Origin of the sequence: Psychrobacillus sp. AK 1817 (genome assembly GCF_008807035.1) — a bacterium.
Classification (GTDB): domain Bacteria; phylum Bacillota; class Bacilli; order Bacillales_A; family Planococcaceae; genus Psychrobacillus; species Psychrobacillus faecigallinarum.
This window is the reverse complement of sequence record NZ_CP031739.1, coordinates 1,423,584-1,438,020: the sequence shown is the minus strand read 5'-3', so window position 1 is coordinate 1,438,020 and position 14,437 is coordinate 1,423,584. Positions and strand designations below refer to the sequence as shown.

General features: G+C 36.2%; 12 protein-coding genes. All 12 read left to right on the top strand.

Annotated features, from left to right (window positions below):
• Positions 1-11 precede the first annotated feature (11 nt).
• The 12 genes from D0S48_RS07350 to D0S48_RS07300 all read left to right on the top strand — a co-directional run bounded on the left by D0S48_RS07350 (position 12) and on the right by D0S48_RS07300 (position 14,342).
• Complete coding sequence (locus D0S48_RS07350; protein WP_144537521.1) at positions 12-743, top strand: acyltransferase; 732 nt, start codon at positions 12-14, stop codon at positions 741-743.
• Positions 744-2,159, top strand: a complete 1,416-nt coding sequence (locus tag D0S48_RS07345) for an oligosaccharide flippase family protein (RefSeq protein ID WP_151110949.1) — start codon at positions 744-746, stop codon at positions 2,157-2,159.
• A 13-nt stretch (positions 2,160-2,172) separates the two neighbouring features.
• Positions 2,173-3,771, top strand: a complete 1,599-nt coding sequence (locus tag D0S48_RS07340; protein ID WP_151110947.1) for an asparagine synthase C-terminal domain-containing protein — start codon at positions 2,173-2,175, stop codon at positions 3,769-3,771.
• Positions 3,768-4,835, top strand: a complete 1,068-nt coding sequence (gene wecB, locus D0S48_RS07335) for a non-hydrolyzing UDP-N-acetylglucosamine 2-epimerase (RefSeq protein ID WP_144537527.1) — start codon at positions 3,768-3,770, stop codon at positions 4,833-4,835. The genes D0S48_RS07340 and wecB overlap by 4 nt, the downstream gene beginning before the upstream one ends.
• Positions 4,836-4,849: 14 nt before the next feature.
• Positions 4,850-6,241 carry an oligosaccharide repeat unit polymerase gene (locus D0S48_RS07330; RefSeq protein WP_144537529.1) on the top strand — a complete coding sequence of 464 codons (1,392 nt, stop codon included), beginning with the start codon at positions 4,850-4,852 and terminating at the stop codon, positions 6,239-6,241.
• Entirely contained in the window at positions 6,238-6,780 is a 543-nt protein-coding gene (locus tag D0S48_RS20885; protein WP_225321711.1) for a hypothetical protein, read from the top strand. The genes D0S48_RS07330 and D0S48_RS20885 overlap by 4 nt, the downstream gene beginning before the upstream one ends.
• A gap of 44 nt (positions 6,781-6,824) precedes the next feature.
• Positions 6,825-7,352 (top strand): glycosyltransferase, encoded by a 528-nt coding sequence (locus D0S48_RS20880; protein WP_225321710.1) that lies wholly within the window; start codon positions 6,825-6,827, stop codon positions 7,350-7,352.
• Positions 7,349-8,425, top strand: coding sequence for a glycosyltransferase (locus D0S48_RS07320; RefSeq protein ID WP_151110944.1), 1,077 nt, complete (start codon positions 7,349-7,351; stop codon positions 8,423-8,425). The genes D0S48_RS20880 and D0S48_RS07320 overlap by 4 nt, the downstream gene beginning before the upstream one ends.
• Positions 8,426-8,464: 39 nt before the next feature.
• Positions 8,465-9,328, top strand: coding sequence for a UTP--glucose-1-phosphate uridylyltransferase GalU (gene galU / locus D0S48_RS07315; protein WP_151110942.1), 864 nt, complete (start codon positions 8,465-8,467; stop codon positions 9,326-9,328).
• Positions 9,329-9,339: 11 nt separating this feature from the next.
• A complete protein-coding gene (locus D0S48_RS07310; RefSeq protein ID WP_144538234.1) occupies positions 9,340-10,560 on the top strand; it encodes a glycosyltransferase family 4 protein in 1,221 nt (406 codons plus the stop codon).
• A 79-nt stretch (positions 10,561-10,639) separates the two neighbouring features.
• Positions 10,640-11,683 (top strand): LCP family protein, encoded by a 1,044-nt coding sequence (locus D0S48_RS07305; RefSeq protein ID WP_151110940.1) that lies wholly within the window; start codon positions 10,640-10,642, stop codon positions 11,681-11,683.
• A 142-nt stretch (positions 11,684-11,825) separates the two neighbouring features.
• Positions 11,826-14,342: an N-acetylmuramoyl-L-alanine amidase gene (locus D0S48_RS07300; protein ID WP_151110938.1), complete on the top strand. Its 2,517-nt coding sequence runs from the start codon at positions 11,826-11,828 to the stop codon at positions 14,340-14,342.
• Positions 14,343-14,437: the final 95 nt, after the last annotated feature.

Sequence of the window (14,437 nt, the reverse complement as noted above, 5' to 3'; positions counted from 1 at the left end):
CGGGATTATAAATGAATTTTATACATGAAACTGCCGAAATAGGCGAAAATACGACAGTTGGACATTTTTCTGTAATAGAAGAAGGAGCAAAAATTGGCGATAATGTTCGCGTAGGCAATCGTGTTACAATTCACGCTGGTACCATCATTGGAGATGGTACCACCATCGATGATGGTGCAGTAGTTGGTAAACAGCCAAAGCCTGCTAAAACAAGCACAATGCAAATTACTAAAGAGATACCGCCGCTTGAGCTAGGTAAGGAATGTACAATTGGTGCAAATACAATTGTCTATAGAGGGGCTAAAGTTGGAGAAAGTACATTAATCGCTGATTTAGCAACTGTACGTGAAGATGTGGAAATTGGTTCTTATGTAATCATTGGTCGCAATGTAACAGTTGAAAATTTTGTTACTATCGGAGATCGTACAAAAATTCAATCTAACTCATACATTACTGCACATTCTACTTTAGAGGATCATGTATTCATTGCGCCTTGTGTAACTACTACTAATGATAACTTCATGGGTAGAACAGAGGCACGATTTGACAAGATTAAAGGTGCAATTGTTAAGCGTGGTGCTCGTGTGGGCGGAGCATCTATTATTCTACCTGGTATAACAATAGCTGAAGAAACATTCGTAGCGGCTGGAGCAATTGTGACAAAGGATACGGAAGAAAAAACTGTAATTAAGGGATTCCCAGCAAAATTCTTGAAAAATGTACCTGAGGAGGAGCTTCTCTAAGTGTTCTCTCAGTTAAAACGTTTAGGAGCGGATTCGCTCCTTTATGCATTTATGAACGTAGGAACTAAACTAATCGCTTTTATATTGTTTCCTTTGTATGCACATTATCTTGAAAAAGAATCCCTAATTGGTGTGCTTCAAATGGTAGATACTACCGTATCTATGCTTACCTTCCTAGTGATATTTGGAACCGATTCTGCTCTTGCCTATTATTATTTTGAATATAAAGACAAAGAAACCCGGGAGAAGTACGTTCGCTCAGTTATGACTTTCCGTTTATCTATGGTTATCTTACTTTTTGCCATATTTTTAATCGGTGGAGATTGGCTGGCTGCTATAATATTAGAATCGGCAGGCTACTCACAGCTATTCTATATTGCTTTAGGTACGTTGTGTTTAGATACAATCATTACACTTGTTTTAACCATTCTAAGATACGAGTTTCATACTAAAAGAGTGGTATTTACAACTATAGGTAAAATGTTATTAATCGCAGTTGTTTCGATACTTTTCTTAATGTTTGTATGGACTTCTCTAGAAGGAATACTTGTAGCACGTTTAATCAGTGTCGCAATTATTGTAGTAGTCTTAATAAAGCCTACTAGAGTATATTTAAAACCACTGTTCGATAAAGTAATTTTAAAGAAAATCTTAGTTTACGCAGCTCCTTTAGTGCCAGCGTCTTTAGCATTTTGGATAATTGCCAATGCCAATAATTTCTTTATACGCGCATATGGTACGTTAGATGATGTTGGTATATATGGGACAGCTATTAAGTTTGCAACATTTATCACATTATTGACTAGTGGGATCCAGCTAGCCTGGAGACCATTCTCTATGTCTTTAAAGGATAAAAAAGATAGCCCTCAATTATTTGCAACATTATATGCGGCATTTTTAATAATTGGCAGCTTTGGAGTTTTAGCTTTAGCGACCTTTATGCCACTGATTATTTTGGTTATGCCGGAGAATTTTAGAATTGCATTTCAATATGTGGCACCAATATCGATTGCAACATTTTTAAGTTTTTACTATATGATTGTTTCTACAGGGATATTTTACTCTAAACAGACAAAACATATTTCTATAGCATTTGGTATTGCAGCAGTTGTTTCCGTTGTATTGAACTTTATATTCGTGCCGTACCTTACTATTTGGGGAACTGTTATTTCTTATGTAGCAGCATATTGTTTAGCCTTGTTTATGGTATTTCGTAAAAGTCAGAAACTATATTATGTGCCTTTTTCGGGATTTAAAATGGCTTGGACAATATTATGGCTAATAGCTGCAACACTTGGAATTGTATATATTCAATTAAATGATTTAAATAGCTGGTTAATCCTAGGAGTATGGATAGTATTTATCATCTTGGTTTTACTAGTTCGCATGGATAAATATTTTGTAAAAAGAAAGTAATGGGGGATAAGGCATGTCGAAAAAATGTATAACTAACCTTAGGCATAAAGATTTTTATCCTATAAAAGGCGCTGGGTATGAAGGTTTTTTGAGAGGATACTTCTACTTTGAAAATCAATATGTCACCCATGAAAACTTCGCTAGCATTATTAATGAAGAAATATTAGCTTCCAAGGACTTTGCTAAGTGGAATGGAGAATATGCACTTATCTTTACTACTGATGAGTGCACAACTCTTGTTGCGGATATGAAACGTTCTATTCCGCTGTTCTATTCAATGGATGACTCAGGAAACTGGCTAGTACAAGACTTCATACAGCCTCACGAAGGAATGAAGATGAATTCGGAGGCAGAGGAAGAATTCCTCATTACGGGCTTTGTTTTTAGAGACAAGACCTTATTTGAGGAATGGAAGCAAGTTCCTGCAGTTTCTTATCTTATTTTAAAAGAAGAAGCATTCCAACACTATTATTATTCATATGTATTACCAAAAGAGACAGAGCCAATTGATGTATTCGCAAAAGAGCTTAAGCAAGTTTTCAATGACTTGTTTGATGATTTAGCAGATAGATTAAAGGATCGTCAAATTGTCATTCCGCTAAGTGGTGGGTATGACTCACGGTTAATAGCATTAAACTTAGTGGAACGTGGTTTAAAGGATAATATTACTGCCTTTACATACGGTAGGCCAGGAAATGGAGAATCCACTGTAAGTAAGCAGATTGCCGACAAACTTGGTTTAAAGTGGAAATATTTTGCCTACGACAAAAAGATGTGGGAAGATATGTACAAGTCTGAGGAATGGAAGGACTATGTAGTGTATTCTAGCAATGGTGTTTCAGTAGCACACTTGCAAGACTTTCCAAGTACCAAGTTACTTGTTGAGCAAGAAGGCTTACAGGATGCTGTATTTTTACCAGGTCATTCATTAGATTATCTAGCTGGCGGTCATTTGCCCTATGAATCCATTGTAGATAAGCAATTTGAAAAGAGTGAAATTCAAACCTTTATCATGAACAAACATTTCCGTTTGTGGGAGCTTTCTGGGAAAGATAGTTACGCAGAAACGGCTATTGGAAAAGGGTTGTATCAAGATATTGAGGCACATTCGAATTATACCAATGAACGAGTTACTTCATTAATAGACGAATGGAACTGGCGTGAAAGACAAGCAAAATTTATCATTAATTCTGTTCGGGTATATGAGTATTTTGGACAAGGATGGTCCATTCCATTATGGGATGACCGTTTGATTCACTTCTTTAGTAAAATACCAGCGAATTTAAAGTATAAAAAGTATTTATATGATTATACATTGCATCAAATGTATCCAGAATATTATCCATTGCCACAAAAACCCGGACCTGAAAATTCTCTTAAAAATAAATATGGAATTCTCTACCCTATGTTGCGCAAAATATATAGAAAGAAAAATCTATATCGCAAATATTTTGATGAGCCGATGGAATGGTATGGAATCTATCCAACCTACAAGCAATATGTTCAGTCTCTGACATTTAAACGAAATGGGCAGAAGTATGAGCATCCGTATAATATAAATTCGTTTATCGTAAAAGATATGATTCAAATGATGAAGGAGATTACAAAATGAAAGTTCTAACGATATTAGGAGCAAGACCTCAGTTTATTAAAGCCGCCGCTGTTTCACGCGTTATTCGTGAAGAGGTAACGGAGCTTATTGTACATACTGGACAACATTATGATGCCAATATGTCTGATATTTTCTTCGAGGAGTTAAATATTCCAAAGCCAGATTATCACTTAGGAATTGGTTCTGGGAATCACGGCAAACAAACCGGTGAAATGTTAGCAAAAATTGAGGAAATTATTTTAAAGGAAAACCCAGATTTCTTGCTAGTATATGGCGACACTAATTCAACTTTAGCTGGGGCGCTTGCCGCTGCTAAATTGCATATTCCAATTGTGCATATCGAAGCAGGTTTACGCAGCTTTAACATGAGAATGCCAGAAGAGGTTAACCGTATTTTAACGGATCATGTATCGACTTTGTTACTATGTCCGACAGACACTGCTATCCAAAATTTAACTAACGAAAATATTACTGCTGGTGTTTATAATATTGGTGACGTTATGTATGATGCAGTGCTGTACAATAAAACATTGGCACAGTCTTCTTCTACTATTTTAAAAAATGAAGAGCTTACTCCGAAAGACTATTTATTAATAACGATACATCGTGCTGAAAATACGGATGATGTAGAGCGTATGAAAGCCATTTTAGATGCGTTTACTCAAATACCTGAGAAAAAGGTTTGGCCAATACATCCACGCACTAAGAAAAAGTTAGAGGATTATGGATTCCAATTAAACGAAATTCCTAATTTAAAAGTAATTGACCCAGTTGGATACCTAGACATGCTTTCTTTAGAAACAAATGCAAAGAAAATCGTAACTGACTCCGGTGGCGTTCAGAAGGAAGCCTATTTTGCAGAGGTTCCTTGTGTGACAGTTCGTGATCAAACAGAGTGGGTAGAGACATTAATTGAGGATGCCAACATTTTAACTGGAACTGATACAAACAAAATCGTTGAAGCAGTTAAAAAAGAAGTAACTCCTTCTTATACTCCTGTTTTTGGTGATGGTAAAACATCGGAAAAAGTGTTAGCTTTACTAAAGGAATATTCAAGTAAATAAAGTAGGTGTGAGCATTGTTAATATTTAGCATATGGCTCTTTACTGTGGTGGCTTCCACATACCTTTTCAAAAAGGTTTCTGGAAGCCTTTCTCTTGTAAAGCCAAACATGATTTCTATCGTTTATTATTATTCTTTCCTTATCTCCAGTTATATTGGCGGATTATTAATAGCTTTAGGAATAGATGATTACTATATGATCAAAAGAATGGACCATGAGGAATATCGAATCATAGGTTTTATTTTATTGACCCTATTAATGATTTTATTCCCACTAACTCAGTTAGTTGTAGGTAGAATTTTAGGCTTTAATGCGGAACTAGAATTCAACAAGTATCTACAAGAACCCGTTCGTACAAGTGTAGATAAAAATAAGCGTATTTTTAGATTGGCATTTGGGGCTTTATCCGCTATTTCTGTTTTAGCAGTCGCTTATACCTTATTGAAGACGGCGAACGTTCCGTTGTTAGAACTATTAAAGGGGAACACATCAGAGCTTGCAAAGCTTCGGATTGATGCTAGCAGAGGCTTTAGTGGAATTGATGTATATATCCGAAACATCTTTGGAATTGCATTAACACCAGTGCTCTCAATTGTTGCATTTGTATATATGACTAAGTCGAGAGCTCTATACTGGAAAGTAGTTTTTTTCACATTGTTTATATCTAGTATATTGATTTCTACTTATGATTTAGCGAAATCTCCAATATTCTTCTATCTAATCATGTTATTGTTGGCGGGTGTATATACTCAAAAGCTCAAGCTAAATTGGAAGAGAATAAGCGGTTATATTATAGCAGGTAGCGCATTATTGATTGTTATGTATGTAGCTATACAAGGGGTAACTGAGCTAGAAAGCTTTTTGGCTTATAATTCCGGACCAATTGGCCGAATATTATTAGCGCAAATTTCTCCTTTCTTTTTACATCTGGATACTTTCTCTCATTCCTTGAGCCCATTAGAGGCGAAGGGATTACCATCTTTTATCGCTGGTATTTTTGATATTGAGCAAGTGCGTTCGGCACGAATGGTAATGGAAAATGTGTTTCCGGAAAATATAGATAAAGGGACGGGTGGAGTACTTAACACTATTTTCCTTGGTGAAGCCTTTGCATCATATGGATATCTTGGGGTTATTGTAGCTATCATTTATATTGCTGCTGTCATTCAGGTGTTATATATTATCTTTTTACGTTTACCGAAAACACCAGTTGTCATTGCATTATTTGTTTACTTTACGATTAATATTCCTAGAACGCTTGTAGGGGGAGTTGCAGACTTTTTCTTTAATCCTATTTGGATTATTATGACCGTTGTATTAGGAGGTTTGTTTATACTGGAGCAGTATTTCCATGTTATTTGGAAATTCCTATTAAGCAAAGTACGAAAAAAAGGAGTAACACAATGAAGAATATTTTAATTTACTATCCTTTTACTCTTGCTACTAATCCTAAAAGTGGTTCTGCAATTCGTCCCATTGAAATGATTAAAGCATTTGAAAATTATGCTCAGAAAAATAACGTAGAAGTAATTGTCATCTCCGGCACAAGTACCGAAAGAAGACAGCTTTGGAACAAGATGATATCCGAGAAAAAACAAGAGCAAACATTGTTTTGCTACTCTGAAAATCAGACGATTCCCTTATGGCTTACAGATCCTGGACATATTCCGAAGGATTGGATTATCGATCATGATGTGTTTAAGACATTGAAGAGACTTCATGTACCTATTGGTGTTTTTTATAGAGATGTATATTGGAAGTTTGACGAGCTTTATAAGTTAAAGGGTATTAAAAAGACTGTTATGAAAACCATTTATAAGATGGAAGAAAAGTTTTATAAAAAGTATGTGCACACTTTATTTTTGCCTAGTGACGCTATGGGTAAATTTGTTAATATTGATACAGCTAAAATGGCACTTCCCCGGGAGGACGCTTCACTGATATAACTACTAATGATCAAAATATTCAATCACCATTTAAGGGTATCTATGTGGGTGGTATAAACAGTGAGGATTATGGTTTGCCAACTTTAGTAGAAGCGTATGCAATATTAAATGAAACGCAGACTAATGGTGAATTGGTAATTGTCTGTCGAGAAGAAGAATACACGCAGCTAAGCAAAGAGGAAAAAGAAAAGCTAAACAAAGCATATATTGAGTTAAAGCATGTGAGTGGAACAGAGCTTCAAGCATTGTATGAGCAGGTTGATTTTGCTTTTATCCCACGTAAAAGATCTACATATAATGATTTTGCTGTCCCAATCAAATTAGTAGAGTATTTAACTGCAGGCTTGCCAATTGTAGCTACAAATTGCTCCGCTCAGGAGGATTTTATCCAATCGGGTCCCTACGGTGTTATCACAGAGGACAGCGCAGAGGGATTAGTAGAAGGTATGCAGGCTATACAACCAGACTATTTGCAGTTTAAGAAAAATATTCAACAAAGCTTTTTACAGCAGCATGCATGGAATACACGTGCTGAACAAGCTGCACAAGCACTTCTAGGAGGTAAAAAATGAAAATAGCAGTATTAGCTCCAAGTAAGTCAATTCATACTCATAAGTGGGCTTTATTTTATCAGTCTAAAGGTATTGATGTGAAAGTTTATACATTTAAGGATCACTATTCAGAGAACAATGCAAAACAGGTGCCAACAGAAATATTGCCAAAGGTTTTACCAGGCAAGGCTTCTTATATTGCCGCAGCACCTGCTTTAAAGAATCTTCTTAAGGAATGGAATCCAGATATTCTGCACTCTCATTTCATCTCAAGTTATGGTTTATTAGGAGCAATAGTCGATTATAAAGTACATTTTGTTTCTGTATGGGGTAAAGATATATTTGATTTTCCTAAGAAAAATAAGTTAAATGAAAAGCTAGTAAGATTTACTTTAAGTAAGGCAACTGCCATATGTTCTACAAGCCATATTATGGCAAAAGAAACTAATCTTTATACAGATCGTCCGGTTTATGTTACACCGTTTGGAGTTGATTTAGGGATATTCCACCCTGCTCAAGAGGATACTGAGTTTACAGATAAAATTATTGTTGGAACGGTGAAAGCATTAGAGGACAAGTATGGGATTGCAGACTTAGTAAAGGGCTTTGCCTTATTTAATAAAGAATATCCTAACTCAGAATTGCTTATCACTGGTGATGGTCCTCAAAGAAAAGAATATGAACAACTCTCAACTGATTTAGGAATTTCTGATGTGACGACTTTCACGGGGAAGGTTCCTAACACAGAAGTTCCGAATATAATTCGCAAGATGTCCATCTTTGCTGTACCTTCTACAGAAGACAGTGAAAGCTTTGGAGTTGCAGCAGTTGAAGCAATGGCATGTGGCGTTCCCGTCGTCGTTTCAAATGTTGGTGGGTTACCCGAGGTTGTAGTTAAGGATGTTACTGGCATTGTCACAGACAAGGAAAGTCCAGACCAACTCGCAGCTGCTTTTAAAAAGCTAGCTAGAAATAATGAGATGAGAATGAAAATGGGTGAAGCTGGTGTCGCTCATGTTAAGAATCATTACAGCTGGATAGATAACGCAAATTATATGCTGACATTGTATGAAAAATATAATTTAGAGCGATAGAGGTTACTTCTTACGCTCTCAAGAAGAAAAGGTGATTATATGATTAAGAAAGCAGTTATCCCTGCAGCAGGCTTTGGAACAAGATTTCTTCCTGCAACAAAAGCATTGCCTAAGGAAATGCTTCCAATAGTTGATAAGCCCAACCTTCAATATATCATCGAGGAAGCAATTGCTTCAGGAATTGAAGATATTATCATCGTCACTGGACGAAACAAAAAATCAATGGAAGATCATTTTGACAAATCCATTGAATTAGAGCTTTTACTAAAAAATACAGGAAAACTAGAGCTGTTAGAGCAGGTAGAAAATATCTCTAATCTAGTTGATATCCATTATATGAGACAGAAAGAACCGCTTGGACTTGGGCATGCTATATTATGTACGAAAAAATTCATCGGTAACGAGCCATTTGCAGTATTACTTCCGGATGACATTATCGATGCTGAGGTTCCAGCCTTGCAGCAAATGATTTCAAAATATGAGGAAGTACATAGCAGTATCTTAGGAGTAAATGAAGTACCTACAGAAGATGTACATAAATATGGAATCGTGGATTTCAGTGCTGCTGAAAATGGTTTGTTTTCGGTAAAGCGATTAGTGGAAAAGCCGTCTGCTCAGGAGGCACCATCTAACCAAGCTATTGTTGGCCGATATATTTTAACCCCTGGAATTTTTGAGGAATTAGAAAAAGTAGCACCAGACGCTAAGGGAGAAATCCAGTTAACGGATGCTATTGATTCTTTGGTTAAGAAAGAATCAATTTACTCCTATATGTTTGAAGGAAAACGCTACGACGTAGGGGACAAGTTTGGATTTTTACAAGCAACATTTGACTTTGCATTAAAGCGTGACGATTTAAGAGAACCGTTACTTGCTTATTTGAAGAATAAATTGAAAGATTAACGGTGATAGCTATGCGTATTGTATATTTATGTCAACATTTCCCACCTGAAACTGGTGCACCCCAAATCCGTGTTTATGAGGTAAGTAAAGAATTACTTGCTCAAGGACATGATATTCAAGTCGTGACTGCATTCCCACATCATCCTCATGGGATTATACCGGATGAGTACAAGGGGAAAAAATATGAATTTGAAATGTGGGATGACATTCCCGTTCATCGCACATGGATTTATCCTTCTAAAAAGGGTACCTTTTGGAAGCGTTTAGTCTCCTATTTCTCATTCACCTTTAGCTCCTTCTATGGATTGATGAAAACAGGGAAGGTAGATGTGATTATCGTCAATTCTCCCCCGATCTTTTTAGGGTTAACAGGTCTAATTGGCGCTAAACTTAAAGGAGCAAAATTTGTTTTTAATGTAGCTGATGTATGGCCTGAATCTGCAGTAAAGCTAGGACTTGTGAAAAACAAAATGTTCATCAAGCTAGCTGAGATATTAGAGTCGTTTCTATATAAGCATTCATGGAAAATTGCAACTGCCACAGATGGCATTAAATCATATATTATTAACCATTCCCAGCCGGAGGAAAAAGTATTTGTATTACCGAATGGTGTAAATACAAATTTCTTTTATCCACAGGAAAAAAATGTAGAATTCTTAGAAAAATACAATCTCCATGAAAAATTTGTTTTTTCATATGGAGGGAATCTAGGTTATGCGCAAGGCTTAGAGTACATTCTATACGCTGCTAAACAGATGCAAGAAACAGTTCCTCATGCACATTTCTTAATTGCAGGAGCGGGTCCTGAAGAAGAAAAGCTACATAAGCTCAAAGAAGAGCTTGGCTTGCAAAATACAACATTTTTAGGGCATCTACCTTTAAAAGAAATGCCTAAACTATTTTCAGTGAGTGATGTAAGTATTGTTCCACTTCGTGATATACAATTATTTGAGGGAGCTCGACCTTCTAAAATTTTTCCGGCTGCTTCATCAGCAGTTCCTGTGCTTTACTGTGGAAAAGGAGAAAGTGCGAATATCATTACTCAAAATAACATAGGTTTAGTAGCACAACCAGAAAATGTTGACTCAATTTCTGAAAAAATGTTTGAATTTGTGGAAATGCAGGTAAATGATAGAAATGCCATGAAAGAAAATGGAAGACAGCTAGCAATGGGAGAATTTAGTTGGACTACCATCGTAAAAGAATTACTACAAAATATTACACAAAAGTAATTTTCTTTGCAATATACACCATCCATTAAATTATGTATAATAAATTAGATAAAATTTAAAAGTAAAGTAGGGAACTAATATGACTACTTCACGTCAAAAGAACAGGAAAACGAAGACGAGAAGAAAAATTTTATATACAATACTTATCGTTGCGATGGTGTTATTGTCTGGAGTTATCGTCTTTGCAACTAATTTGTCGTTTCAAACCAAAAATGCTGTAAATAAAATTTATGAGCCACTAGAGCGTGAGGAAAAAACAGAGAACGAGGCAATAGACAAATATGACAAAGCTAAGGCGGAGGATTCTGCTTTTACCATTTTGTTAGCCGGTATTGAAAATCAAGAAAAAGCAAAATATGGTCGTTCCGATGTTCTTATTGTCGCAACAGTAAATCCAAAGACAAATAAAGTATCTATGGTTAGCATCCCACGTGATACTAGAGTTTATATTCCTGATTTAGGATATAACGATAAGATTAATCACTCGTATGCAAACGGTGGTATAAATTATACTATTAATACGATAGAAGAATTATTAGATATTCCAATAGATTACTATGTTTCAACAGACTTTCAAGGCTTCGAGGACATCGTAGATACTGTTGGTGGAATTGAAGTAGATGTGCCATTTACGTTTAAAGCGCAGCTAACAGGTAGTTTAAAATGGAAGACGTATACACAAGGTACAATGGATCTTAACGGTAACGAAGCTCTTGCTTATGTTCGTATGAGAAAGAGTGATCCAGAGGGCGATTTAGGACGCAATAAACGACAAAAGCAAATTATTCAAGAAATAATTGATAAAGGCACGAGCTTATCAAACATAACTAAGATAGATAACATGATCGAGGATATTGGTAACAATGTCAAAACGAACATACCATCATCTGAATATTTTGGATTGATCAAAACATATCAAAAGTTAAAATCTACTCCATTTGAACAACTCCAATTAAAGGGTTACGATGACACACGTAATGGAGTTTACTATTTTATTCCTGATGAAGAAGCTTTAGATGAAATCAGTGAGCAATTGAAACTTAACTTAGATGACTTTGGACAAAATGCTAAAACAGAATTGAATCAATCAACTAAAATTACAGATTTAACAATAGGCGAGTAAAAGGAACAGTCATTTGGACTGTTCCTTTTACTCTTTTTGCTATTTTAACCGATAATTAAACACCTATTAATCCATTTGTTGGATTGTTTTATGGTAATATGTGCATTAAAATGTAGAAAACACACGTTTCAAGGAGGAACAAATGAAAAAAGTAATCGCATCATCTGTTTTAGCAACTTCTGTCCTTTTGCCCATTAATCTTCTAACGAGTGATACACTTCACACGAGTGCTACTACCAATTCAGCAATAACTTCTGCTCAATTATCTGGTAAGGCAATGATTACAGCAAACAATGTCAATATTAGAAAAGGAGCTACGACTAGCTATAGCAGTGTTGGAAAGGTCCAAAATGGACAGCTAGTTACTATAATTGACCGCTTTACAAACGCTAGCGGTGAATTATGGTATAAAGTTAACTTTGATTCAACTACTGGCTGGGTGATTAGTAATTATGTAAAAGAGGTTTCCAATGCTGTAGGAGGAAACTCGACTATTAATGGCAACTCTTATGTCGGTTCCACACAGAAAATAGGAAAGTCTGCAACAAATATGAGAAGTGGCGCAACTACTTCTTATAAGTTATTAGAGACAATTCCTGCTGGAACTTCACTAAAAATATTAAGCAGCTTTACTAATGCTCAAAATGAAGTCTGGTTTAATGTAGAGTATAAAGGCAAAAAAGGCTGGGTGCTTTCCGAGCTATTTCTTTTAAATGCTACGAATGGAGATACAGCGACTTCTATGAAGGTAGTGAAGCAATCTACTGTACATAAAGGAGCAACCACAAATTATGCAGCAGTAGCTACAGTGAAGGCTGGAACAACTTTGACTGTTCACCAAGAGTTTACGAATGCAGCTAAAGAAAAATGGATGCAGGTAACCTATGCAACAGGTAAAAAAGGCTGGATTCAAGCTACAGCTTTTGAACAAGCCACTATTGATTCGAAGACAGTAGTAAAAGCATCTACTGTACATTCAGGAGCTACAAAAAGCTATAAGGTCGTAGCTACGATTAAAGTAGGAACAAAATTAACTATCCATCAGGAATTTACAAATGCTTCAAAAGAGAAGTGGTATCAAGTGACCTATGCTACTGGCAAGAAAGGATGGATATCTGGAGAAGCATTTGATAGTGTATCTACTTCACCAGAAACACCACCAACTGAAACACCTGATATTGGACAAGCTATTGAACAGAATACAAATCTAGTAGTCTCCGTTTCAGTCGCTAATATGCGTTCAGGCCCTGGAACATCCTACGATGTTGTAACTCAATCACGATTAAACGATTCCTTTATCTCTACCCATTATGCATTAGATGCAAACAATGAAAAATGGTATAAAGTAGGTACAACAAGCGGAGAAGCATGGCTACATCAATCGGTAGTAACCGTTGGTGGCGATGTCACTCCAGGCAATGGAGAAACTGGCACTATTCAACGATATAATGCTTTAGTTTATGCTGATAGTAAGTTTAACTCAGCAGTATTACAGGGGTTACCGAGAAATACAACCTTCACTATTTTAAATAAAGTAACCGGTACAGACGGGACGAAGTGGTTAAACATTAAAGCAGGCTCTGTTGTAGGTTGGGTTCCAGATTTTGAGGTAAGTGAAAGTATACCGACTAAGTATGCTACAAAGGCGTCCACTGTTTACAGCAGTGCAAGTGCTACCTCTAAAAAGATAGAATCTATTTCTGCTAGCTCGCCACTAAGAGTTTTACGTTCATTAAACAGCTGGTTAAACGTTGAAACGCAAAGTGGAAAACGCGGATGGATTCAAGCATCTCTAGTAGGCGATGCGTCTCCAATCTCACTTATCAATGGAAGAGCAGAAGTACGCAATGGGCAAAATTATTTAGTCTGGACGAAGCCTACAAAGTTTAATATTACTTACACAATGCCTTCAGCAAATGTCTTAAAAGTTAATGGTAATCTATCGAACATTAGCGAGATTGCTTCAGGATTAACGGGAGTAAAAAGCATGAAGGTTGAGAAAGTATCCGGTGGAACATCAGTATTGACTGTAACATTTGATCCAAATTATACGTACACAATAAGAGATTACGATAAAGAGTTAACGATTAAAGTTGTGCCTAAAGGATTGGCAGGTAAGAAAATAATTATTGATGCTGGACATGGTGCTAAGGATCCTGGCGCAGTTGGATCTAAAGGTACTAAGGAAAAGGATGTAAACCTTGGAACAGCTAAGTTTCTAAAGGCCGAGCTTGAAGCAGCAGGTGCTATTGTAACCTTAACGCGAAGCACAGATGTATTTTTAGAGCTAAAGGACAGAACAGATATTGCTAATGCTTCTGATTATGATGCATTTATCAGTATCCATGCTGATTCATTCTCTTCTACATCTAAAGGGACTACTACCTACTACAATTCGTCTGTAAGCTTTAATGGTCCTAAGAGCTTTACCCTTGCAAAGAGTGTCCAAGCGAACCTTGTCAAAGCGGTTGGAACATACAATCGTGGCGTGAAACAGCAATCATTCTATGTAAACCGTATGAATGAAATTCCATCAGTATTAGTAGAGTTGGCATTCATTTCAAATCCTTCTGAAGAGGCATTATTAGCTTCAGATGCCTTCCGTAAAAAAGCAGCAGTTGGAATTCGTAAAGGAATGGAAGAGTTCTTCAAACAGTAAAAATTTAAGATTAGGAAAAAGTAACCGATAAATCTCCTAGGAATAATTCCTAGGAGGGCATATCGGAAGTTTTTTGACAGATTTTTTTCAAATAG

What these genes read in the sequence shown, in the direction of transcription:
- D0S48_RS07340 (WP_151110947.1), top strand. Translation starts at nt 2,173, where the DNA reads ATGTCGAAAAAATGTATAACTAACCTTAGGCATAAAGATTTTTATCCT.
- wecB (WP_144537527.1), top strand. Translation starts at nt 3,768, where the DNA reads ATGAAAGTTCTAACGATATTAGGAGCAAGACCTCAGTTTATTAAAGCC.
- D0S48_RS07350 (WP_144537521.1), top strand. Translation starts at nt 12, where the DNA reads ATGAATTTTATACATGAAACTGCCGAAATAGGCGAAAATACGACAGTT.
- D0S48_RS07300 (WP_151110938.1), top strand. Translation starts at nt 11,826, where the DNA reads ATGAAAAAAGTAATCGCATCATCTGTTTTAGCAACTTCTGTCCTTTTG.
- D0S48_RS07305 (WP_151110940.1), top strand. Translation starts at nt 10,640, where the DNA reads ATGACTACTTCACGTCAAAAGAACAGGAAAACGAAGACGAGAAGAAAA.
- galU (WP_151110942.1), top strand. Translation starts at nt 8,465, where the DNA reads ATGATTAAGAAAGCAGTTATCCCTGCAGCAGGCTTTGGAACAAGATTT.
- D0S48_RS20885 (WP_225321711.1), top strand. Translation starts at nt 6,238, where the DNA reads ATGAAGAATATTTTAATTTACTATCCTTTTACTCTTGCTACTAATCCT.
- D0S48_RS07320 (WP_151110944.1), top strand. Translation starts at nt 7,349, where the DNA reads ATGAAAATAGCAGTATTAGCTCCAAGTAAGTCAATTCATACTCATAAG.
- D0S48_RS07310 (WP_144538234.1), top strand. Translation starts at nt 9,340, where the DNA reads ATGCGTATTGTATATTTATGTCAACATTTCCCACCTGAAACTGGTGCA.